The organism is Enterobacter sp. 148H3, from assembly GCF_034107425.1.
Taxonomy (GTDB): Bacteria; Pseudomonadota; Gammaproteobacteria; order Enterobacterales; family Enterobacteriaceae; genus Enterobacter; species Enterobacter vonholyi.
This window is the reverse complement of sequence record NZ_JAWNEI010000007.1, coordinates 56,121-80,091: the sequence shown is the minus strand read 5'-3', so window position 1 is coordinate 80,091 and position 23,971 is coordinate 56,121. Positions and strand designations below refer to the sequence as shown.

At 55.0% G+C, this 23,971-nt stretch carries 19 protein-coding genes; 8 read left to right on the top strand and 11 right to left on the bottom strand.

Features of this window, described 5'->3' with window-relative positions; translation table 11 throughout:
* Positions 1–35: 35 nt before the first annotated feature.
* A complete protein-coding gene (locus USH94_RS12060; protein ID WP_111963453.1) occupies positions 36–2,810 on the bottom strand; it encodes an autotransporter outer membrane beta-barrel domain-containing protein in 2,775 nt (924 codons plus the stop codon).
* Between the two features lie 454 nt (positions 2,811–3,264).
* Here USH94_RS12060 and hemB point away from each other — a divergent pair, with 454 nt between their 5' ends.
* Both hemB and USH94_RS12050 read left to right on the top strand, forming a co-directional pair.
* Complete coding sequence (gene hemB / locus USH94_RS12055) at positions 3,265–4,239, top strand: porphobilinogen synthase (RefSeq protein WP_111963454.1); 975 nt, start codon at positions 3,265–3,267, stop codon at positions 4,237–4,239.
* Positions 4,240–4,366: 127 nt separating this feature from the next.
* Positions 4,367–6,079, top strand: coding sequence for a lysophospholipid acyltransferase family protein (locus USH94_RS12050; protein ID WP_111963455.1), 1,713 nt, complete (start codon positions 4,367–4,369; stop codon positions 6,077–6,079).
* A gap of 25 nt (positions 6,080–6,104) precedes the next feature.
* Here USH94_RS12050 and tauD read toward each other — a convergent pair whose 3' ends face one another.
* The 6 genes from tauD to mmuP form a co-directional block, all read right to left on the bottom strand.
* Positions 6,105–6,956 (bottom strand): taurine dioxygenase, encoded by an 852-nt coding sequence (tauD, locus tag USH94_RS12045; RefSeq protein ID WP_111963457.1) that lies wholly within the window; start codon positions 6,954–6,956, stop codon positions 6,105–6,107.
* Positions 6,953–7,780: a taurine ABC transporter permease TauC gene (gene tauC / locus USH94_RS12040; RefSeq protein WP_111963459.1), complete on the bottom strand. Its 828-nt coding sequence runs from the start codon at positions 7,778–7,780 to the stop codon at positions 6,953–6,955. Before tauC ends, tauD begins: the two co-directional genes overlap by 4 nt.
* Positions 7,777–8,544 (bottom strand): taurine ABC transporter ATP-binding subunit, encoded by a 768-nt coding sequence (tauB, locus tag USH94_RS12035; RefSeq protein ID WP_111963460.1) that lies wholly within the window; start codon positions 8,542–8,544, stop codon positions 7,777–7,779. Before tauB ends, tauC begins: the two co-directional genes overlap by 4 nt.
* A 10-nt stretch (positions 8,545–8,554) precedes the next feature.
* Entirely contained in the window at positions 8,555–9,517 is a 963-nt protein-coding gene (gene tauA / locus USH94_RS12030; RefSeq protein ID WP_001018397.1) for a taurine ABC transporter substrate-binding protein, read from the bottom strand.
* A gap of 178 nt (positions 9,518–9,695) precedes the next feature.
* A complete protein-coding gene (gene mmuM, locus USH94_RS12025) occupies positions 9,696–10,628 on the bottom strand; it encodes a homocysteine S-methyltransferase (protein ID WP_111963462.1) in 933 nt (310 codons plus the stop codon).
* Positions 10,615–12,015 (bottom strand): S-methylmethionine permease, encoded by a 1,401-nt coding sequence (gene mmuP, locus USH94_RS12020; RefSeq protein ID WP_008503244.1) that lies wholly within the window; start codon positions 12,013–12,015, stop codon positions 10,615–10,617. The genes mmuM and mmuP overlap by 14 nt, the downstream gene beginning before the upstream one ends.
* Before the next feature lie 334 nt (positions 12,016–12,349).
* Between mmuP and USH94_RS12015 the strand changes: the two genes are divergently transcribed.
* Together USH94_RS12015 and USH94_RS12010 are read left to right on the top strand one after the other, a co-directional pair.
* Complete coding sequence (locus USH94_RS12015; protein WP_111963463.1) at positions 12,350–13,459, top strand: AI-2E family transporter; 1,110 nt, start codon at positions 12,350–12,352, stop codon at positions 13,457–13,459.
* Positions 13,460–13,578: 119 nt separating this feature from the next.
* Positions 13,579–15,363, top strand: coding sequence for a diguanylate cyclase (locus tag USH94_RS12010; protein ID WP_111963464.1), 1,785 nt, complete (start codon positions 13,579–13,581; stop codon positions 15,361–15,363).
* Between the two features lie 31 nt (positions 15,364–15,394).
* Here the strand turns inward: USH94_RS12010 and USH94_RS12005 are convergent, their stop codons facing one another.
* Complete coding sequence (locus USH94_RS12005) at positions 15,395–15,904, bottom strand: hypothetical protein (RefSeq protein ID WP_111963466.1); 510 nt, start codon at positions 15,902–15,904, stop codon at positions 15,395–15,397.
* Between the two features lie 16 nt (positions 15,905–15,920).
* Positions 15,921–16,820, bottom strand: a complete 900-nt coding sequence (locus tag USH94_RS12000; protein ID WP_111963467.1) for a LysR family transcriptional regulator — start codon at positions 16,818–16,820, stop codon at positions 15,921–15,923.
* A 109-nt stretch (positions 16,821–16,929) separates the two neighbouring features.
* Between USH94_RS12000 and USH94_RS11995 the strand changes: the two genes are divergently transcribed.
* The gene (locus USH94_RS11995; RefSeq protein WP_111963468.1) at positions 16,930–18,135 is read left to right on the top strand and encodes an L-dopachrome tautomerase-related protein; all 1,206 of its coding nucleotides are present in this window, start codon (positions 16,930–16,932) and stop codon (positions 18,133–18,135) included.
* Here the strand turns inward: USH94_RS11995 and USH94_RS11990 are convergent.
* Entirely contained in the window at positions 18,132–18,536 is a 405-nt protein-coding gene (locus USH94_RS11990) for a helix-turn-helix domain-containing protein (protein WP_111963470.1), read from the bottom strand. The two genes, USH94_RS11995 and USH94_RS11990, sit on opposite strands and share 4 nt — an antisense overlap.
* 124 nt (positions 18,537–18,660) lie before the next feature.
* The gene (locus USH94_RS11985; protein ID WP_111963472.1) at positions 18,661–19,305 is read right to left on the bottom strand and encodes a TetR/AcrR family transcriptional regulator; all 645 of its coding nucleotides are present in this window, start codon (positions 19,303–19,305) and stop codon (positions 18,661–18,663) included.
* Positions 19,306–19,484: 179 nt separating this feature from the next.
* On the opposite strand from USH94_RS11985, the gene USH94_RS11980 reads away from it, so the two are divergent.
* Genes USH94_RS11980 through USH94_RS11970 form a run of 3 tightly spaced genes read left to right on the top strand, consistent with a single transcriptional unit; the run spans position 19,485 to position 23,732 of the window.
* Positions 19,485–20,981 carry an efflux transporter outer membrane subunit gene (locus USH94_RS11980; protein ID WP_146749024.1) on the top strand — a complete coding sequence of 499 codons (1,497 nt, stop codon included), beginning with the start codon at positions 19,485–19,487 and terminating at the stop codon, positions 20,979–20,981.
* A 50-nt stretch (positions 20,982–21,031) separates the two neighbouring features.
* Entirely contained in the window at positions 21,032–22,174 is a 1,143-nt protein-coding gene (locus USH94_RS11975) for an HlyD family efflux transporter periplasmic adaptor subunit (RefSeq protein ID WP_111963476.1), read from the top strand.
* Between the two features lie 13 nt (positions 22,175–22,187).
* Positions 22,188–23,732, top strand: a complete 1,545-nt coding sequence (locus tag USH94_RS11970) for a DHA2 family efflux MFS transporter permease subunit (RefSeq protein WP_258525017.1) — start codon at positions 22,188–22,190, stop codon at positions 23,730–23,732.
* The last annotated feature ends 239 nt before the right edge of the window (positions 23,733–23,971 follow it).

The window sequence follows — 23,971 nt, the reverse complement described above, 5'->3', positions numbered from 1 at the left end:
AAGCGGGGAGGTAACCCCTCCCCCGATTTTATGCATTACCAGTTATATTTCACACCCAGGTTTGCGCCCCAGTTCTGGTCAACGTCACCGCCGCCCAGATAAGTCGCATCAGTGTAAGCACTGAAGTTCTTCGTGAAGCTGAACTGGGTGCCCAGCCCAACACGAACAGCTGAACCTTTCACGCCGTTATCAATGCCGTCGCCGTTAATATCGGCATTGTTATCGGCGTCGTCATAGACGTAGGCCAGTTTGAAGTAAGGGGTCAGAGCCTGATCGCCGCCGTAGTTGAAGGTGTAACCCGTATCAACACCGAGTTCATAACGCAGGCTATCGTAAGATTGCCCATCCATGCGCATGTCATTGCTCAGACGATAGTCATCACCTGACTGGAACAGGCCAGACACGGCAGCATATGGCGTAACGTAGCCTGAGAGGTTTGGTTTCCAGTCATAGCCCAGCTTCAGCCCAAAACCAACAGCGTCACTGGTAGTATTACCGTCAACATAATGACCGTTGCTCATGTTAGCGGAGAGATCGCTGTTGAAACGGGTGTAGCTCAGTGAGCTGTCGAGGAACAGATCGTTCATGAACTTCGCTGACGCGTAGATCATCGCAGTCTGGCTATCCTGATCGACCTGACCGGTACGATCGCTGATATCACCCTTCGCGAAACCTGCTGCACCACCGACGATCCACTTCGCGTTATTAGCGTCAATCTGGGTATCCAGACCCACCATAATACCGCTCACGTCCTGATCGTAGCTGATAACGCCATTGTCACCGTCGAAATTGCCGCCGAAGAAGCTCACCCACGCCCCGCCGTTATCAGCCAGGCCGTGACGGCTGTTGGTCAGACGCGTGCCTACGGTATCCTGCTGCAGATTCCAGATATTGGTATTTGCAGAAGGAATGCTCAGCGCCATATTCGCGTAGTCGGTCAGCGCTTTCTGCTGGAGGACAACGGAGTCACCCTGCTGCTGTGCCTGGTAAGTGTAAGCACCTAAATCGGCTTTGTTTGCGGCAGTGAAGCTGGCTGTGGTATCCGCGTTATTGTCATAGACGCGAATAATCTCTTTGTTTTTGTAATCAGCAACAGAACCTGCTCCGGTCGCGTCGTCAATACGGACCCGGTAGTTGCCTGCAACATCACCGTTCACCGCCAGATGACCGTCAGAGTTAATGGCCACAACGCCGTAGTCATAATCAGCGCTGCGCTTATCGTTGGTGATATAGCGGGCGTTGTTCAGATCGCTGTTCAGCACGTAATCACAGCTGGCAACGTTCAGCACACCACCATCGGTCAGTACCATATTGTGCGTATCAACCTGGCCCAGCCCCAGCGCCAGCTCTGCACCGTTATCCACGGTGATAGTATTGGCATAAAGATCGGCCGTTTCTTCCGTCAGTGCCGCACGGCTATAGCTGTCGAGATACAGATGGTCGGTGGCTACGTCGCCGCTGTCGCCGATATTCAATGAGGAAGCATTGGTCAGGGTGATGGTATCCGCCAGCAGGCCAGAGCTTTCAACATTGACCTGAGACTGGTTGTTTACCGTCAGCGTGTCGATTTTAGACATCTTACGGGTATCCCACTCGGAGCCGTTATCCAGCGCGATGTTAAACAGACCGCTCTGATACACCGCTTCGCCCGTAACATGTCCGTTGCTGTCATAGGTGGAATCCGGCCAAATGCTGTTAGGAGACAGAGTGCTCCAGTCTACGTTGCTGTAGCCCTGGCCATACATCTGCGCCGTGCCAATAGCCTCGACGCTGGACTGCGCTGCACCGACCCATTTGCTGCCGTTGGTAAGAGTAACATCCAGCTTATCGGTGCCATCCCAGCCGTTGGTAGTAGGGTTATAGATGCCGTCTGCGGTGGTATCGGTTGCCGGATCGCCGTTCGGGTAGAAGTTCTTGTCGAAGGTGCTGGAGAACAGAATATCGCCAGTAACGGTGGAGTGATCGAACGTGGCGGTGGTCTGCATCGCGTTATCAGACGAGCTGGCGGCCACAATCAGCGCTGCATCATCTGCCGCTGTCGCGTTGGTTTCACCGTAGTCGCTCGGCTTCGCGCTTTGACCGTAGAATCCGCTGGTACCTAAATCGCTGTACGCACCGGAAGTCAGTACCGAATCTTTCACAACTAGCGTGTCGGTAAAGACTTTGCTGCTGTTGGCTACGCCTTCAACTCCGTCGTATGGGGTATTATCCAGTTCCTGATACCCCTGTGTGAGCGTAATCCCCGCAACGTGGGAGTTATTCTGGATCACGATATCCGATTCAACATCCAGGGTAATCGCGTTACCGAGAGCATAGGTGTCAAGATAATGCGTCTCTTTGCTCTGACCATTTAGGACATCATAAGCGTAATGCTCATAGGTATCGTTGATCGTAGAGTTATCCACGGTCAGGCTAAAACGATCGTACTGAGAATGGGCAGTGCCGTCGGCATCTATACCATCAGCACATGATGTGGTCATACATTCAGAAGTAATCATGCCATTAATGGTACTGTTGGAAATGCTCAACGCATTCGCCCGACCATTGATGCCATCATTCAAATAATATGTTGAAATAACGCCATTCACGGTGGCTTTATTAATCACGGGATAAATATCACCATCGTGGATGGCATCTGAGTAATCCCAGTCGGCATAACCATAATACCAGGGAGTGGACGCTGTGTTATCGTATCCGAAGGTATTATATGTCGTACCGGAAATATCCTTCGCATTGGCCTGAGAAGCGATAGCCAGGGTGCAGGCTAATGCAAGTTGAGATACAACCAGTTTCTTTTTCCATGTTTGCATTGGGTCATCCCTCCTCAGGGACGTAAGCAAGTTTGTCCATCAATGAATTTGCAATATTTAATTGCGGAGGGAATTATGCAATTTCATTTCGAAAAGGTTCAATGAATGTTTCCATTAAGTCCGTATCCGGACCAAAAACACATTCAGACCATAAAAGCATAAGGCATCATGGAATAAACATTATAAAAACAAAACGTTAATAGCCTACTAATTTAACCGAAAAAGAATTATAAAAAACAATAAATCACTTTTAATTATGCATTCATTTCCATATAGAAATAACACGAATATTTCACTCTCCTCTCAGCGTTATGCCGACCTGCATTATATATTATTGGTAACAGGCAAACTCACCTGCCGCATTTTTCAAAAGCAAAATGCCCACTTTAGTAAAACACCCATCGCCACTTTGAGGTACACTAGCCTTCTTTGTTCCACAAACATCAGGCATACCATGACCGATTTAATTGCACGTCCCCGCCGCCTGCGCAAGTCACCTGCACTGCGCGCTATGTTTGAAGAGACAACCCTGACCTTAAACGATCTGGTGTTGCCGATTTTTGTCGAAGAAGAGATCGATGACTACAAAGCCATCGAAGCCATGCCGGGCGTAATGCGCATTCCGGAGAAGTATCTGGCGCGTGAGATTGAACGCATCGCCAACGCGGGTATCCGCTCGGTGATGACCTTCGGCATCTCCCACCATACCGACGCCAGCGGCAGCGACGCGTGGAAAGAAGATGGTCTCGTCGCCCGCATGTCCCGCATCTGCAAAGAGACCGTGCCGGAAATGGTGGTGATGTCCGACACCTGCTTCTGCGAATATACCTCTCACGGCCACTGCGGCGTGCTGTGCGATCACGGCGTGGATAACGATGCCACCCTGCTGAACCTTGGCAAACAGGCTGTGGTCGCTGCCGCAGCAGGTGCGGATTTCATCGCTCCATCTGCCGCAATGGACGGACAGGTTCAGGCGATTCGTCAGGCGCTGGACGCGGCCGGTTTCACCGACACCGCCATCATGTCTTACTCCACCAAATTCGCCTCCTCCTTCTACGGCCCGTTCCGCGAAGCGGCGGGAACGGCGCTGAAAGGCGATCGTAAAACCTATCAGATGAACCCGCTGAACCGTCGGGAAGCGATTCGTGAATCCCTGCTCGATGAAGCCCAGGGCGCAGACTGCCTGATGGTGAAACCGGCTGGCGCGTATCTCGATATCCTGCGCGACATCCGCGAGCGCACCGAGCTGCCGCTGGGCGCTTATCAGGTGAGCGGCGAGTACGCGATGATCAAATTCGCCGCCCTGGCGGGTGCCATTGATGAAGAAAAAGTGATCCTGGAAAGCCTCGGCGCGATCAAACGCGCGGGCGCGGATCTGATCTTCAGCTACTTCGCGCTGGATCTGGCCGAGAAAAAAATTCTGCGTTAATCCTTTTTAGCGCCGGGTGGCGGCTTCGCCTGGCCCGGCCTGTTCTCTGCTCAAATCTTCACCCAACTGCAATACAACCGACATCTGCGCCTTCTACTGTCTTCGCAAGACGGCAGGAGGAGTGACCATGTTTAGCCTCGATAGCGTTCTCGACGATCTTTGGCCTCAGGCGAGGCCCGCACCCTGGCAAAAAAGTCTATTAAAAAGACTGTTCTACGAAGACGAATTTCAGCAATTTGCCGCAGCACACCGCCACCTGAAAGGACTGGATATGGTGGAGCAAGTTCTGGAGCACCTTGATATTCTCTGCACCGTTTCCGCCCGCGATCTTGAACAAATCCCCGAACATGGCCCGCTGGTCATTATTGCCAACCACCCGACGGGCACACTGGACGGCCTGGCGCTGATGTACGCCGTCTCCCGCGTGCGGCGCGATGTTAAAGTCGTGACCAACCGGATGCTGACCCACCTTGAGCCCCTCAGCTCGCTGTTTATTCCGGTGGACAATATGGGCGGCAGGACGGCGAAATCGTCCCTGGTGCAGATGGAACAGCATCTGCAAAACGCGGGCGTGCTGATCTTCTTCCCGGCCGGAGAAGTTTCCCGCCCTACGCGCAAGGGCATTCGCGATAAGAAATGGCACTCCGGCTTTATCAAACTCGCCAGCAAGCTGCGCGCCCCGCTGCTGCCGGTGCATATTCAGGCGCATAACAGCCTGCTCTTCTATGCCAGCACGCTGGTCTCCCCGACGCTGTCGATGCTGCTGCTGATGCAGCAGATGTTCCGCCGCCGCCACAGCCAACTGCCGATTAAGATCGGCCAGCAGATGGCCTGGCATCACTGGCACTGCGCCACCCTTTCGTCGCGTGAGATGGCCGAGCAGTGCCGTCAGCACGTGATGCGTCTTGGCAAGGGATTGCCTGGGGTCTTTAAAACCCAGTGCGCGATTGCCCGTCCGGAAGACAGGGCCACACTGAAACGCGCGCTGGCGAAGGCCGAGAGCCTGGGAAAAACCAGCGACGGTAAAAGCATCTATCTTTGGCAGCGAAACGGCCAGGAAGACGCCCCGCTGCTGCGCGAGCTGGGCCGCCTGCGCGAGATTGCCTTTCGCGCGGTGGAGGAAGGGAGCGGCAAACGCCGGGACACCGACAGCTACGACGATGATTATCTGCACCTAATCCTGTGGGATGAGGAGGATCTGGAGATCGTCGGGGCGTATCGCTTTATGCCGACGGCCATGCAGATCGAAAAGCGCGGCGTTGAGGGGTTGTACAGCTATAGCCTGTTTCACTACGACGACAAAATGCAGGACGTACTGGAACACGGTATTGAGCTGGGGCGCAGCTTTATCCAGCCGCGCTACTGGGGACGCCGCGGCCTGGACTATTTATGGTCCGGCATTGGGGCCTATCTGGCGCGTTATCCGCACTACCGCTACCTGTTTGGCCCGGTCTCCATTTCCGGCGGCTTACCGCCTGCCGCGCGGGATCTGCTGGTGGCATTTTATCGCCTGTGGTTCCCGGCGACGCATCCGCTCGCCGCCTCACGTCAACCGTATCCCGCATCGCTGCCGGACGTGCTCGCGCAGTTTGGCGGCGTGGATTACGTGGACGATCTAACAAAGCTGAAATCCCTGCTCGGTAATCTTGGGTGCGGTATTCCGCCGCTCTACAAGCAATATTCCGAGCTGTGCGAGCCCGGCGGCGTGCAGTTTATTGATTTTGGCAGCGACCCGGCGTTCAACAACTGTATTGACGGGCTGGTGCTGGTGGATTTGTGTTATCTGAAGGCGAACCGCTATCAGCGGTATATTGAGGCGCATTTACAGCCCTCTCCCTAAAAGGGAGAGGGTTAGGGTAAGGGGATCAAGGCGCACGATAAAACGGCTTATCGCCCAAAATCGTCGCCCGCTGCATAATCCGGCGTTGCGGAAGATAGTCCGCATTGGCGTAGTGCTGCGTCACGCGGTTATCCCAGATCGCCAGGTCATTCTCCTGCCAGCGCCAGCGTACCTGGAACTCCGGTTTGGTGATATGCGCGAACAGGAAACCTAACAGCGCCTCGCTCTCTTTCTCGGACACATCCACAATGCGCGTCGTGAATCCTTCGTTCACAAACAGCGCCTGCTTGCCCGTGACCGGATGGGTCCGCACCACCGGGTGCAGCAGCGGAGGATGTTTCGCAACCGCCTCCTGCCAGCGCTGATGTTCCTCTTCACTCTTGCGATACTTGTATTCCTGGAATGATTTTTTGAAGTCGTGCTCCGCCCGCAGACCGCTCAGCAGCGTCCGGAACGGCACTGACAGCGCCTCATACGCCGCAATCCCGCTGGCCCACAGCGTATCGCCTCCCGTATCCGGCAGCAGCTTCGCCGCCAGAATCGCCCCCGCAGGCGGCGTCTCGATAAAGGTTACGTCGGTATGCCAGTTGTCGTTGTCCGGCGGATTATCGTTGTGGGTGTCGAGGACGATAATCTCCTCCACCCCTTCCGCATGCGGATAGACGGGGTGAATATGCAGATCGCCAAAGCGCAGGGCCAGCGCGCGCTGCTGCTGCGGAGTGATCGCCTGCTCGCGCAGGAATACTACCTGATGACGCAGCACCGCGTGGTATAGCTGCTCGAACTGGTTATCACTCAGCGGACGGGTCACATCCAGGCCTGATACCTGTGCGCCAATGTACGGCCCCAGCGGGGTAATGGTCAGACGTTCACTCATTGTATTTCTCCATGCCAGGGCGTCAGGCGACGCTGTAACGCGCGCAGCCCCAGTTCTAATCCGAAGGCGATCGCGGCGATCACCGCGATCCCAGCCAGCACCACGTCAGTCGCCAGGAACTCCCCCGCCGACTGCACCATAAAGCCAAGGCCGCGCGTGGCCGCAATAAGCTCTGCGGCCACCAGCGTGGACCAGCCCACGCCAAGGCCGATGCGCAGCCCGGTTAAAATCTCCGGCAGTGCGCCCGGTAAAATCACGAACAGCAGCACCTGCATGCGGCTGGCTCCCAGCGACTGCGCCGCGCGGATCCGCACCTGCTGGGCGCTCTTTACGCCCGCCAGCGCCGACATGGCAACCGGGGCGAAAATCGCCAGATAAATTAGCAGGATTTTTGACGTTTCACCGATGCCGAACCAGATCACCATCAGCGGCAGATAGGCAAGCGGCGGGACCGGGCGGTAAAGCTCAATCAGCGGGTCGAGGATGCCTCGCACCGTCGGGCTCAGCCCCATCGCAATCCCCACGGGAATGCCGATAATCACCGCCGCCAGCAGCGCCACCAGAATGCGCGCCAGGCTGGCACCTAAGTGCTGCCAGAGCGTGGCATCCATAAAGCCCTGCGGCCCGGCGATGGTAATGAGTTTGGCCAGCACCTGTCCCGGCGGCGGCAGAAACAGCGGGCTGACCCACTGCAGGGCAGCAACTGCCCACCACACCGCCAGCAGCACCAGCAGCGTACCGACGCTCAACGTGATTTGACGTGAGAAAGGCCAGCGCAGCGCCAGACGCGTGCGGCGCGTTTTTTCACTGAAGACGATGCTCATGAGAAAGCCTCCCTCTGTTCAAACACGCGGCTTAAAACGTACTCACGCTGTTCGATAAACAGCGGATCGGATTTGATGCTGCGCACGGGTTCCCCGGCGACGTAGCGGCGGGCGAAATCCAGCGGCAAACGCTCCAGCACGCGGCCCGGCCCCGGCGAGAGCAGCACCAGCTCCGTCGCCATAAACACCGCCTCTTCGATATCGTGGGTAATCAACAGCACCTGCTTGCCCGTCTCATGCCACAGGCGCAGCAGCAGGGTTTGCATCTGCTCGCGGGTGAAGGCATCGAGCGCTCCGAACGGCTCGTCCAGCAGCAACAGCTGCGGATTCGCTGCCAGCGCGCGGGCAATACCGACGCGCTGCCGCTGGCCGCCGGAAAGCTGCCAGATGAAGCGTTTTTCCGCCCCTTCCAGCCCCACTTTTTTCAGCATCGCCCGCGCCGTTTCCAGCCGCTGTTCACGATTGATGCCCGCAAGCTGTAGCCCAAACGCCACGTTTTCCTGCACGTTGCGCCACGGGAGCAGACCTTCATTCTGGAAGACCACGCCGCGCTCGGCGCCGGGGCCTTCCACCTTTTTGCCTTCCAGCTGAATGGTGCCATGCTGATAAGGGACAAACCCGGCGATCAGATTGAGCAGCGTGGTTTTTCCGCACCCGGACGGACCCAGCACCACCAGCAGTTCACCGCTGTCCAGCGTCAGGTTGATATCCTCCAGCGCGGGTTTACCACCGTAATCAGCAGACAGATTTGTAATATTCAGCATGGCGGACTCCTTATTTCACAAAACGATCGGTTACGTACTGGCTGTAATCCGTCGCCACCGCGGGCACTTTGCCCTGCTCTTTCAGGAAGGTGGCAGTATCTACAATCGCTTTGTTTACCGGCCCGGTCAGCTGCTGCACCTGCTGCGCGGGGGTCAGATAGGTATTGCCCTTCACCAGCCCCGGCACGTCCGCTTCCGGCACGCCGCTCAGGCGGGAGAGTTTTTCCAGGTTTGCGGGCTGCTTCAGCCATTCATCCGGGTTACTGATATACGGCTGCTGGGCGTCAATCGCGCTTTTCGCGAAGGCTTTCACCACCTCAGGATGTTTCTCGGCGAAGTCTTTACGTACGACCCACACGTCGAGCGTTGGCGCCCCCCACTGGCCCACTTTTTCGGAGTCGGTCAGCACGGTGCCGTCTTTTTCCAGCTCGTTCACTGCTGGTGCCCACACATAGGCCCCGTCAATGTCGCCACGCTGCCAGGCCGCGATAATCGCCGGTGGCTGGAGGTTGATAATTTGTACCTGCCCCGGCTTGATGCCCCAGTGTTTCAGCGCCGCCAGCAGGCTGTAGTGGGTGGTGGAGATAAACGGCACGGCGATGCGTTTGCCGATCAGGTCTTCCGGTTTGGTGATGTTTTTCTTCACCACCAGCGCTTCAGAGTTACCGAGCTGCGAGGCGAGCAGGAACACCTCAATCGGCACCTGCTGGCTGGCCGCAACCGCCAGCGGGCTGGAACCGATATTGCCGATCTGCACGTCGCCGGAGGCTAGCGCACGCACCACGGACGCGCCGCTGTCAAACTTGCGCCAGTCGACTTTCGCGCCGCTCTCTTTTGCAAAGGTATTATCCGCCTGCGCGACTTTCGCCGGTTCCGCAGAAGTTTGATACGCGACGGTGACGTCCACCGCCTGCGCCTGAAATGCCCACAGCGCCAGTGCGCCGAGTAGTGTGATTCGCGATGAAATTGCCATAGTGCCTGCTCCCCTTGTTGTTATGAGGGCAGTATTTCCAACGCGGGAATTTTGATAAAGGAATAAAAATGAATCGCTCATAACGATTCGTTTTTAGATAAAAAGCGGGAAAGGATAGTTGGTTTTGTGCGGTTCGTTTTTTCCCCTCTCCCCGTGGGAGAGGGTCAGGGTGAGAGCATCAGCGCTGCGCGTTCAGCTCAGCAATATCCTTCGGCGTGGTGCGACAGCATCCGCCAATCAGCTTCGCGCCGGCTTCCAGCCACTGCGGCAGATACCCCGCCAGCGTCTCGCACGCTTCACCGTGGTGGTGCCAGGTTTTGGTCACTGCGTCATAATGCTCGCCCGAGTTCGGGTAGACCACCAGCGGCAGCGGCGTCAGGCTTTGCAGATGCTTCAGCGCGGCCGTGGTGTTTTCCAGGGCGATACAGTTAATGCCCAGTGCGACAATGTGCGGCGAGTTTGCCAGCACGCTGACCACGTCACGCAGCGGCGTACCGTCGCTCAGGTGCTCGCTGTCCCGCAGGGTAAAGGAGAACCACGCCCGGGCGCGGGGATACTCGGCCAGAAGCGCCGCCAGCGCCTTAGTCTCGGCAAACGAGGGCAGCGTTTCGCAGGCCAGCAGGTCAGCGCCCGCGTCCAGCAGCGCTTCCACGCGCGGCCGGTGGAAGTCGGTAAATGCTTCCGCACTGCGCACGTAGTCGCCGCGATACTCTGAGCCATCCGCCAGATACGCGCCATACGGCCCAACGGATCCCGCCACCAGCAGCGTGCCCGCATGCGGATTTTCAGCCAGATACGCTTCACGCGCCTTACGTGCCAGCTCCACGCTTCTGCCAATAAGCGCCCGGGACTGCGCCTCGTCGAGGCCGCGTGCCGCAAAGCCCGCAGGCGTGGCCTGATAGCTGGCGGTGATCGCCACCTGCGCGCCCGCGCGGTAGTAATCCAGATGCACTTCGCGGATAAGCTCCGGGTTTTCCATCAGCACTTTGGCAGACCAGAGGCTGTCTGCCAGGTTACAGCCGCGCGCTTCCAGCTCCGTCGCCATCGCGCCATCCAGCACCACAAACGGCTGTTTTTCAAGGATGGCGGTAAGCGGATTATTCTGCGACATGTTCAGGCTCCTGCGATGTCATATTTCGGGTCAGGTAGTAGGCACCATAACACAGGGCGACAAACGGGATCCCGCAATAAAGGGCAATGCGCTGGCTTGGGTCAAACCACAGGCCGACACAGGCCACCACGCAGAGGATAAACCCGAGCACCGGCACAAGCGGATACCACGGCGCGCGGTACTGCAGCGCAGAGAGCGGCTGCCCGGACTGCAGATGGCGACGACGGAAAACGAAGTGCGACGCGCAGATGCTGATCCACACCGCCACCACCGCAAAGCCCGAAATTGCCGAGAGCGCCACGAACACCGTGTCCGGCGCCACCACGCTTGAGAACAGCGCCAGCACGCCGCCGAGCATCGAAACCGAGAGCGCCGTCAGCGGCACGCCGTTTTTGTTCACCCGGGCAAAGCAGCGCGGCAGCGTTTTCTCATTAGAGAGCGACCATAGCATGCGCCCGGAGGCATACAGCCCGGAGTTCGCCGCCGAAAGGATCGCCGTAAGGATCACGAAGTTAAAAATATCCGCCGCGTAAGGAATACCGACCTTTTCAAACACCAACACGAACGGGCTCTTTTCCACGCCCGCCTGCTGCATCGGGATCAGCGCCGCCAGCACAAACACGGTACCGATAAAGAAGATAATGAGGCGCGCAATGGTAGTGCGGATCGCGACCGGAATCACCTTGTGCGGATTTTCAGTTTCCCCCGCCGCAATCCCGATGAGCTCGGTCCCGGAGAAGGCAAAGTTCACCGCCACCATGGTCATCAGGATCGGCAGGCCGCCGTGCGGGAACCAGCCTTCGGCGGTAATGTTGCTTAAGCCCGGCGCGGGTGAACCATCCTGCATCGGGATAAAGCCAAAGACCGCCGCGCCACCCAGAATAATAAAGGCGATGATGGTGATGACTTTCACCAGCGAGAACCAGAATTCGCCTTCAGCAAAGAAGCGCGTCGAGATGACGTTCAGGCCAAAAATCACCACGCAGAAGACCACGCACCACGCCCAGACGGGCACCTGCGGGAACCAGTACTGCATACAGAAACCCGCGGCGGTGAAGCTCGAGCCGAGCGCTACCGTCCAGGTGAGCCAGTAGAGCCATGCCACGGTGTAGCCCGTCGCCGGGCCAAGATAGCGAGCGGCATAGACGTGGAACGCGCCGGTTTCCGGCATCGCCACGGAAAGTTCGCCCAGACACTGCATCACCAGCCAGACCACCAGCGCGCCTATCAGGTACGCCAGCAGCGTGCCCGCTGCCCCGGTCGTGGAAATGATGTAGCCGGTATTAAAGAATAACCCTGTCCCAATCACGCCACCCAGCGAGAGCATAATCAGGTGGCGTGTTTTCATGGTGCGCTTAAGCTGCCCATTTTCTTGTTGTGTTTGCATATTACCTTCTATACGTATGGACATCTAAACATCCAAAGAAGGTGTGTTATACCGCGATTGTTAATAAAAAGCTAGATGACCAGACGCAAACGGGCGCGCCGCGCGCTGAGTCTGGGGTGGGTTGTGAGGATCACATAGAGAATCGGACGCCAGGCCATAAGCACCTCCGCAAGCAGATACTTACAGCATGGTGCGGGAAAAGGCGAACTTCGGTCAGTCGAAAGTGGTATCCGTGAAGAGCGGAGTCATACCGCAACACTGCCCGGCGCAAGGGTTGGTAATTCTCACAATCAGTTCTATAGTCGACACTGCTTATTCGTTACCAGGAATCACTATGCGCTTTAATGGACTGACTAAAGGTTTCTTTATTTTCATTCTCGCCCTCGTCACCTGGGCCTTCTTCGACGTGCTGTCGCCCTACTTCTCCGCCATTCTGTGGGCCGCCATTCTGACCGTTATTTTTAACCCGGTAAAAAACAGGCTGCGCGCCGCGCTTGGGGATCGCAACGGGCTGGCCTCGCTGTTGACCATCGGTATTATCTGCCTGATCGTCTTTATTCCGCTGATGGTGATCCTCTCTTCGCTCGCCATTGAGCTGAACGTGGTTTACACGAAGCTCCAGGAGAACAACACCCAGTTCCCGGAAGTGGTGGCGAGCATCTTCAACCACCTGCCTGACTGGGCCAGCGGCTTCCTCGCGGATCACAATCTGACCAACGCGGCGCAGATTCAGAAAAAACTCTCCGATGTCGCCCTACAGGGCGGACAGTATCTCGCCGGCAGCGCGTTCCTGATCGGCAAAGGCACGTTTGGCTTTGCGATTAGCTTCGGCATTATGCTTTATCTGCTGTTCTTCCTGCTGAAAGACGGCCCGTATCTGGTGCGCCAGATCCTCGACTCTCTGCCGCTGTCTGATTTCGCCAAGCAGCACCTGTTCGCCAAATTCGTCGGCGTGTCGCGGGCCACGGTAAAAGGTACGGCGGCGGTGGCGGTTGTTCAGGGCATCCTCGGCGGGATTGCGTTTGCTATTGCCGGTATTGACGGCAGCGTGCTCTGGGGCGCTCTGATGGCCTTCCTTTCCCTGGTGCCCGCCATCGGCTCGGCGATTGTCTGGGTGCCCGCCGCAATCTTCCTGTTTGCCACGCACCAGATCTGGCAGGGGCTGTTTATTGTCGGCTTCTTCGTGATCGTCGTCGGGCTGGTGGACAATATCCTGCGCCCGCTGCTGGTCGGAAAAGACACCAAAATGCCGGACTACCTGATTCTGATCTCCACCCTCGGCGGCATGGAGCTGTACGGCATTAACGGCTTTGTGATTGGGCCGCTCATTGCCGCGCTGTTTATCGCCTGCTGGAACCTCTTCTCAGGGCGCGATCACGAAGGTAACGCCGAAGAGCTGGACCCCGACTTCATCGAAGAAGGAAAAAATCCTCCAGATTTGTAAGGACGTGACGATAAAGACCACACCAGGCGGCACTGAGCCGCCTTTTTTTTCGCCTTAAATCAGACGTTTTCTATAATTTGAAGAACGCCATCCTACTCATGTCGTAAAAGGATCATCTGGTGCGAATCGCGACGATAACAAACTGGGCCTATGGGGCCACGGTCTGCCTGACCATCGCCTCCGGCATCATCATGCTGATGGCGTCCAATGCGGATAACCTCGAGCGCCAGGCCGTTGAACAACGGCAGAAATTTGATCAGCTGACGGAAGATATCGAAACCGATATCTGGGCGCAGTCTGATTTAGCACGGCTGTACGTCATCAAAAAAGATCCTCAGGCTCTCAAGGAATATAACCAGGCAGAAAACAGCCTGAAGCGCATCGAGCTTCGGCTGGAAAAGCTGCAGGATAATGGCGCATCGGATGAAGAACTGGCCCTGCTGCATGAAGGAATAAAGATCGTCGATGAGCTGCAGGACGAACAGCAAACCGCCCTCGCCAGCCTTGAACGCGGAGAAGACGCCCAGGCCGTAGCCTTGCTCTATGGTCAGCCCTATGAGCAGGAGCTTGAGCGCGCGCAGAATCAGCTCGATCACTTCCGCCAGATACTCGATAAGCGCGTCATAGCCGCCGTTCAGGAGGCGACAAAAAAATCGAAAGCGCTGCGTACCGCCTCTGAGCTGACGGTCGGCCTGACCGCCCTGCTGTTCCTGTTTGTGCTCGGCTTTATATTAAAACGCCGCGTGCTACGCCCCGTGGTCCGCCTGAGCGACGTGGTGCACCGTCTGGCATCCCAGGATTACGCGGTTGAAACGCCCAATTTCAACCAGATCGATGAGATAGGCGATATGGCCCAGGCCATCAGCATCTTTCGTGAAAACGGCCTGGCGCGGCAGCGTCTGGAAAAAGAGCGCGATGCCGACTGGGCCATCCGCGAGCTGCTGGCGCGCATGACCCAGCGGCTGCAGGGGTGTGAGAACTTTAACGATGTGATTAACGTGGCGGAGCTGTTTGCTCCCAATATCGCGCCGGGGATCGCGGGCCGACTCTACGTCCTTGATCGCGAACCGTGGCAGATGCGCTGCGTCGCGCAATGGCTCTCGCCGGTTGGTGAAGAGACGACGTTCCATCCGGACGAGTGCTGGGCCGTGCGTCGCGGGCAGAGTCACCCGCCGGTGAACGGCGAGCCGGATATCGCCTGCTACCATCTTCCGCCATCCCAGGCGGAAAGCGCCCTTTGCGTGCCGCTTATCGCTCAGGGCGAGGCCATTGGCCTGCTCTCCTTCCAGAATATCACAGCGGACAATGCCCCTTCCCGCGCGTATCTGGAACTGATGGCCGAGGCGCTCGGGCTGGCGCTGGCCAACCAGCGTCTGCGCGACGCGTTGCTGGAAAAAGCGTTGTTTGACCCGCTCACCGGCCTGCGTAACCGTCATCATCTGGAAGATACCCTGCAAACCCAAACGGCGCAGGCGATACGCACTGGCGTACCGTTAAGCTGCATGATGATTGATATCGACCACTTCAAGAGCATTAACGATCGGTTCGGCCATGAAGCGGGCGATCTGGTGATCAAAAGCGTGGCGTCAATTGTTCAGCGGGCCGCACATGACAACGGACTGGCATTCCGCTACGGGGGCGAGGAGTTTCTGGTGCTGCTTTCCGGTGCCGATGAAGCAGAAGCGTACGCCTGCGCGCAGAAGATTTACACCGGCGTGCATGAGCTGTCGATTCGCTACGGGCTGACCGAGATTGGGCCGGTGGACGTGTCGATTGGCATTGCCAGCTACCCACAACATGCCCAGACCGACAACCTACTGCGCGCCGCGGATGTGGCCTTGTACCGAGCAAAAGAGCTGGGCCGCGCGCGGATTGTGAGTTTTGGGATGCTGGAGGCGGGCTGATGCTGATTCTCGCGCCCTGACTTTCCCCGATTCAGGCGCGCGTGATAGCCCAAAGCACCACAATCCCCAGGGCATTGCTCCGCTTTTCCACATACAGGGTGGTATCGGAATAAACGTTACCCTGCGGGTTACAGATGCGGATCTCCTTCTTTAATTCCGGCTCGTAGACTTCCGCACCCGAGCAGGTGTGGCGGGTACTGGATTCATACCGGTAAGGTTTGCTCCAGCCCGAATAGTTCCCCTCCAGCAGCCAGGCCGTTGTAAAGACCACGAACATGGCAACCGGCAGGCTGCAAATAAAGAAGCCGAGGTAGATTTTTACCGCGTCAGCAAGGCTCTTACCTTTCAGTCTCCCCTTTCTGATGAAATAGACCATCGGCACCAGCGCCAGCAGCAACGCACCACAGGCAAGGTACTGCTCCCCGCGAATCGAAAGGTATGTCACGCGGTAAATGTTGACTGACCACACCACAAAACCCGATATCAGTGCTATCCCGCCTGCGATGAGTGGGATCCAAAAGGAAAAACGCGCTTTTTTCATGGTGGACTCGTCCTTGTCATTCTTGTCGGGTCAGATGGTCAATCATTGCCCGGGTCGCTGCTGACTGACGTCGGTGCGGGGCAAACAGCACGGAGAAAGGTCGCGATCGTCCCCGAAGGTGCGGCAGCACCTCAACTAATTGGCCGCCCTGTATTCTGTCGCGAACGATAAATTCATAGCTCTGGCAGATCCCCATCCCCTGCTCCGCCAGCGAAACCACGCCGAGTACATCGTCTGATATTTCGATAGTTGAACCCGGCATCCAGTCGATATCGCGCCCTTCATCATGAAATACCCAGGGAGCGATACGCCCGGTGCGCGGCATGATAAACGGCAGGCACTGATGGCCCTGCAGCTCTTCCAGCGTCCGAGGCTTTCCTCTCCGATGCAGGTAGTCCGGAGAGGCGACCAGGAGCAATGCCGCGTCTTCCAGCTTACGCGCCACAAGTCCACTGTCAGGCAACTGTCCCAGACGGATCGCCAGATCGAACCCCTCTGCGATCAGGTCAACGTTGCGATTGGTAATGTTCAGCTCCACCTGTACGCGCGGGTAGCGTTGATTATAGTGCGCCAGCAGCGGCGGCAGGCGGTAGTGGGCATAGGTGGTCGGGACACTCATTCTCACGCGACCGGTCAGATCCCCCTCCTGACCCCGGCCAACGCGTTCGGCGTCATCGAGCAGAGAAAACGCTGAGCGAGCCTGCTCAAGATAGACGCGTCCGGCTTCAGTCAGCCCCACCCGGCGGGTCGTGCGCTGTAACAGCTGCCGTCCAAGACGCGCTTCCAGGCGAGTGACCGCGCGGCTCAGTACCGAAGGGGTGGTTGAAAGGGCAACCGCTGCGCCCGTAAATGAGCCGTGTTCAACCACAGCAATGAACACTTCAACGTCGCCGAGGTAATCGAATTTCCGGCCCATTTTGCTCTCTCAGGAACAAATGTTTTTCAATTTGGCTAATTTATCTCCCGTTGGGCGATGAGTAAAGTGGCCAGCATTCATCAACTGAACGTTCCACTGGAGCCTGTCAATGTTCAACCGCCCCCTTATTCTGCCCGCCATCGCAATGGCGGCGCTGTTCTCTTTCCCGAGTGTTGTCAACGCGGCGAAACACGCGCCTCTGGAGCGCTGGCGAAGCTATGCCGGTGTGAGCTGGGATACCGCTCAAGACGGAAAGATACCGGCGGCGTTCTCCGGTTCGGTCAATGCTCCTATTGCGGGTATCCACTTTGATGCAAAGGACCGGGCCTTTGTCAGCACGCCCCGGCTGGTTTCCGCCGCAGCACCCGCTACGTTAAGCATTCTGGATACAACGGTACAGTCCGGCCCTGCCCGCCTGACGGCGTTTCCATCCCGCGAGGGGAATGCGGTGAACACCGATCCCTCTCAGAGCCTGCGTAACGTGCTCGGTTTTTATATTGACCGTAAAAACGGCTGGCTTTGGGCGCTGGACATGGGGTTTGTTGCAGGGGAAACAGAGTCCCCCGTGGGGTCGCAAAAACTGGTCGTGCTGGATCTCAGCTCAGGCCGAACCATTAAACGTATCGCCCTGGACGGCGTAGCGGACCGCAAGGCAAGTTTCCTTAATGATGTGGTTGTCGATGAGAACCGCCGTGTCGCCTATATCTCCGACAGCGGCTCGCGGAGTGCTCCTGAAAACCAGGTAGGACTAATTATCGTTGATTTCGCCGCCGGTATGGCTCGACGCGTGCTCGATCGTCATCCTGCGCTGCAGATTGAGCCAGGCGTTAACGTCGTCTCGCACGGGGCTGAAGTCTGGCCTGGTAAACCATTACTGATAGGTATCAATGGCATTGCGCTTTCACCCGATGCGGGCACGCTGTACTGGACGGTGACAACCGGCACGCACGCCTATGCGGTACCGACTGCGATACTGAGGCAGCCCGCGTCAACCGATGCGCAAATTGCCGGGCAGATCCGCAATCTGGGGAGCGTGGGGGGCAACACCGACGGAATGGTGACAGATGTAAAAGGTAACCTCTACATTACCGATGTCACACGCAATGGCATCGTCAGATACGATCCTGAGAGCCTTTCCATGTCGCTGATTGCGGCAAGCCAAGACGTCCACTGGCCAGACACGCCGGCAATCCGTCCGAACGGAGACCTGGTATTTACCTCGAGTCGCCTCAATGACCACTTCGCGGGAGCCGTTAAACCGGGAGAAGAACGCTATGATTTGTGGCGCTTGCGTCGCGATGCTTCAAAGGATTAGTCGCGCGTCACCTCAGTAATCAATATCGACAAGCCATTCATGTCATGACTTTTTTTAGCCATCTCACGGTATTTGGTTGGGGAGAGTCCATATTGGTTTGAGAACGCTCTGCTGAATGTGGACGGCTCTTCATAGCCTAACATTGTAAATATATCTGAAACAGAGAGCTGCGTGTGTCTGAGCATATGCGCGGCTTTTTCAAGTTTCCGGCTGCGGATATAGAGACCGATACTTATGCCACACTCCTGGCGAAAGTTTCGTTGAATATAAGCCAATGAATAACCGGATTTTCGCGCCACATCCAGAACGGTAATGGGTCTATATAAATTCGAGTCAATCCAGTGAGTCAGGGACTTAATTACAGCTTCACGTTCTTTTAAGAGAGTAAACTTTATACACATAAGTATCCACGGAATTTTATTAACAAGAAGGCCGCTGGCAACGTCATCCAATGACAATTGAAAATAATATTTCCAAAAAGAAAAAATCACCCTAATAATAGGGTGAGAGAATGCTTACTGTATTTTAGTGAGATGTCTTTGCAACATGCTCATTTTGTTCAGGACCATACAACTTCATAAACGCATTAACGGAGGCCTGCGCTTTCATAACAATTTCACTTTCGTCCGGCTGATCCTTTCGTGCTTTTAAAAGCAAGGGTTCAAGGATTCCGGCCTGGAGAAGAGAGCGAAAATACTCAGCGGCTAGCACTGGGTCATCTTTTCTTAAGATATTTTGATTCATTAAATCGGTGAAAAGCGCCGATACGTTTGAACGAAGTTTTTGCATTCGCTCATAATATAACTCTCCAATTCCCGACCTTCCGGCTTCGGAAATCATTAATCTTTGCAAATCCACAATATCCGGTGAACAAATATAACGTAAAAAGGCAACGGCAAATTGCTCGATAACCAGCTGTGGTGATTTTCTGAAAAGGCGCACCTGCCCTGCAGTTTCAATAGTCATGCTCTTTATATACTGTTCAGTTTCTGAAGACATGCATTCTACAAATAGCTCTTCTTTCGAAGAAAAGTGACTGTAAATAGTCGATTTCGAGCCACCAACAATCGCGTTAATCTCTGAGATAGACGTGGCATCAAATCCCTTTTGTCGAAACAGTCCGGATGCGACCTCCAGAATCTGTTGCCGTTTAAGCGCTCTTTTATCCATATGTTTCCTCGTTAGTTTAGATGCCAGGCCGGGGCCAACACTTTTTGTTCTCTGATTTCGGAATCACGTCTGGTAGTAGGGTTCGTAATCGTACTGACGAGTACATTTTCATTTGACGGCGCTAAGAAGTCAAGATATAAAGTGTACCGTACTGTACGGTACTGAATTTGGACTTCTCTATGAACAGCATGACGAGCGTACTGATGAAAGGTTTTCAGGAGACACTTCCGAGGTGTCGTATTTCCGGTTTAACCCGGTCCAGGATAGTGATGGGCTGTGTTGTCATTTCCGCCATCAGTATGAGCGGATGCGCCATGATCCCCGATCTTGGTACCCCAACGCCGATGAAGACGGTCTCACAACTTAAAAGCGACCAAAGTTTTCCACATCAGAACGGCCAGTGGCCGAAAAATTACTGGTGGAAGAAATACGGTGACGAGCAGCTCAACGGGCTGATTGATGACGCGCTTAAAAATTCCCCCACGCTTAACATCGCCGAAGCTCGCGTGAAACAAGCGCAGGCGATGACGCAAAGTGCGAGTGGTTCGCTTTTTCCTGAGGTCACCGCAAACGCCAGCTTTATGCGGGACAAAATGAGTTACAACTATGTGACGCCTGAAAGCGCAACGCCTCAAAACTGGAACAGCTATGGGCGTACCACGCTTGATATGAGCTGGGAAATTGATTTTTGGGGTAAAAACCGCGCCGCGCTCGCAGCTGCAACGTCAGGTGAAATGGCGGCGGTAGCGGAAGAAGCACAGACAAGACTGGTGCTCTCTTCTTCTATTGTTACCGTTTACGCGGAGCTGGCGCATTTATACACCGTTCGCGCAACGCTTAACGACACCCTCACGATAAGAACCAGTACGCTTGCGTTGTTCCAGCAACGACATGACGCGGGGCTTGAAGATTTATCCAGCCTGCAACAGGTTGAGACGCGTCAACTCAACGCAAAAGCAAATCTGGTGGCAATAGACGAAGCTATTGCGATTAAAAAACATGAGCTCGCTGCATTGATCGGTGATGGGCCTGACAGGGCGCTGGCAATCACCGCGCCTAAGGCAACGCTTTTAGCGCATGAGGAACTTCCTCCCAATATTGCGCTGGATCTGATTGGTCGACGTCCTGATATTGTCGCGGCACGTTTACGCGCCGAGGCGGCAGCAGAGCAAATCAAACAGAAAAAAGCCGGTTTTTACCCCAGCGTTAATCTGGTTGCCTTTGCCGGGTTCCAGTCACTGGGTATTAACAACCTTACCCGGAGCGGGTCAGCAATTGGCAGCTTTGGCCCAGCCATATCGTTGCCAATATTTAATACACAAAAGCTACAGGGTGATTTGAAATACGCCAGCGGTGAATATGACATTGCGGTGCAGGTTTATAACGACACGTTAACGAATGCACTTCGGGAAGTGAGCGATGCGCTTACCAGCAGAGCCTCTCTGAAAGACGAGATGCTTTATTCTCAGGGGGCAGTTACGTCGGCAGAAAAGGCTTATTCCCTCACCAAACAAAGGTATGAAGGAAAGGTAGCTGATTATCTCGACGTTTTGTCCTCGGAAGATGAACTGGTTGCGGCCCGCAGAAAATTAGCCGATGTAAATTCTCGCGCCTTTACGATTGACGTCGCATTAGCGCGCGCATTGGGCGGCGGATATACCTCGAACAAGCAGTGATTTTTTTAACACCAGGTTAATTACTAAATAGTGGAAAGAAAGGAAATAAAATGAGTCATTCTGCAGCTATTGAAAATCAAAATATTGAATCATCCGATATCAAAAAGAAAAAAAGAAAACGTTTGTTCTCTTATCTCGCATTAAGCATCGCGCTGGCTGGCGCAGGCTCGTTCGCATATTGGGAATTAGTGGGCTCTCGCTATGTTGAGACCGATAACGCCTATACCGATGTCGAGTCCGCTCAGCTCTCTTCCGCGATCACCGGTACGGTAAGTGCCATCCTCGTCACGGATTCTCAGGTGGTAAAAAAAGGCGATGTTCTGATCCAGCTGGATCCTACTGATGCAGAGTTAGCCCTTAATCAGGCGGAAGCAAACCTGAACCTGGCCATTCGGCGGGTAAATGGATATAAGGCCACCGACACAAAGCTCGGCGCTGAAGTTGTGGCGAATGAAAAAGAGCAAAAACGCCTGCTGGCCCAGGTTGATGCCGCAAACGCTGACTTTCAGCGCGCGACGGTTGACCTCAAGCGACGCGAGGCGCTCATGCAAACAGGCGCGATTTCAGGCGACGAACTGACGCGTATTCAAAACGTTTATGCTTCCGCACTGGCAAACCTGAATGCCGCTAAAGCCGCCGTGGCGCAAGCAGATGCAGCGAGACAGGCGGCTGTGGGTGCAAGACAGGCAAATGCCGTGATGATTGAGGATGCAAATACCGAGACTAACCCAGAAGTGGCTCTCGCCAGAGCGAAGCGCGATCAGGCCAGACTGGACCTGGAAAGAACCGTAATCCGTTCGCCAGTCGATGGCGTGGTTGCTCGTCGTCAGGTCGAGCTTGGACAACGCGTCCAGCCTTCAACACCGTTATTGTCCGTGGTGCCGGTGCAGCAAATTCACGTCAATGCCAACTTCAAGGAAGTTCAGCTCCAGCATGTGAAAGTGGGGCAGAAGGTAGAACTGATAAGCGATCTATATGGCGATAGCGTGCCTTTCCATGGAACGGTAGAAGGCTTTGATGGAGGCACCGGCGCAGCGTTTTCAATTATTCCTGCGCAGAACGCAACGGGTAACTGGATTAAGGTTGTTCAGCGTTTGCCCGTGCGCATCAAACTCAATGCTGATGAGCTTGCGGCGCATCCGTTGCGGGTTGGTCTGTCCATGAAAGCGACAGTTAACTTAAAAAGTGAATGACGGAAACCAGGCCATGACTACATTAGTTATCGATAATCAGCCGCCTTCGCTGAAAGGCGGTATGTTATGGATTGGTGCCCTGGTACTTGCAATGGCTAACTTTTTAGCCGTGCTCAACATGACCATTGCAAACGTCACTCAACCCAACATGGCTGGCGCCCTGGGCGCAGGCACCAGCCAGGGAACGTGGATCATTACCGCCTATGCCGTGGCTGAAGCCATTACGGTACCGCTTTCAGGATGGTTAACCACACGGTTCGGCGGCGTGCGCGTTTTCTCCGTTTCCGTGTTCATGTTTGGCATTTTTTCTTTGCTTTGCGGCCTTTCCACTTCGCTGGGAATGCTGCTGCTGATGAGGGTTTTTCAGGGCATGGCGGGAGGCCCCCTGATGGCCTTATCACAAACCTTACTGCTGCGTATTTTTCCGAAAGAAAAATCCATGCAGGCGACGGGATTATGGGCGATGACAACATTGCTCGCGCCCGTAATAGGCCCAGTTCTGGGCGGATGGATTTGCGATCATTACAGCTGGTCTTGGGTGTTTATCATCAACGTTCCGATGGCAATCGCTTTTTCAGTCGTGGCGTGGTCAGTACTGAAAATCTTCGAAGATAAGCTGGTTAATAACTCTATTGATATTGTTGGGTTTATTTTATTGGTTATCTGGGTTGGCGCACTGCAGATCATGCTGGATGAAGGGAAAGACCTTGACTGGTTTGCCTCAGAAGAAATTTGCGTTCTGGCGATTGTTGCCTGTATCGGCTTTTTAAGCTTCTGCATCTGGGAACTAACCGCTAAACATCCGATCGTCGATATCAGAGTGTTTCGCCATCGCGGTTTTTCGGCCAGCATGTTTGTTCTCGCACTCGCGTTTGGATGTTTTTTTGGCCTGAATGTCCTCACGCCTTTGTGGCTGCAATATAACTTAGGGTATACAACAACATGGGCAGGGATTGTAGTTGCCTGGGGCGGACTTCTGCAGGTGGTATTTTCTCCGGTTGCCGCTAACCTCTCCAACAAAATCGATCCGCGCATTCTTATTTTCTTAGGCTGTGCCTGGCTGGGTCTCGACACCTTCTGGCGATCCTATGCGACGACCGATATGGACTACTGGTCCATCTGCGTACCGTTGTTATTCATGGGCGTGGGCATGCCGTTGTACTATGTCCCCATTACGGGGCTTGCAATGGGCTCTGTTGATGAAACGGAAATGGCTTCAGCAGCAGGGCTAATGAACTTTGTTCGAACGTTATCAGGTGCGTTTGCCACATCGCTCGTGACGACGTCATGGCAAGATCAGCGCTATATAGCACATGACAAACTGGCGTCCGTCGTCGATCCAACTGGCGATCTTTCGCACTACATTAGTTCGGCCCCTCAGCAAGGTGGACAGTTTGTTCGGGAGCTTTTTGACAAGATGGTTAATAGCCAAAGCATGATGCTTTCGACCAATAATCTGATGATGTCGATCGGCGTCATATTCTTTATCGCTGCTTTTGCTATTGCTTTAGCACCAAAACCTTCGCGCGTTGTTGATGCCGCATCTGTAGGACATTAATCGTTATTAAGCACAGGGATGTGAGCGTCAAATAAAAGAGAACATTTGATGGACGAAAAACCAGGCCTTTCTTTACAGGAAAACCGTTGCTTAATATCAGAAATATGATTTCCAATATATAAAAAAGTGGACGCTTCCCAGTGGAAGAAGCGTCCTAAATCAGGCAATTATTCAGACACAGATTGAAACCGTTAACTGACGATCTCACTGATAATATCGCATACTCCCTTCTGCTCATT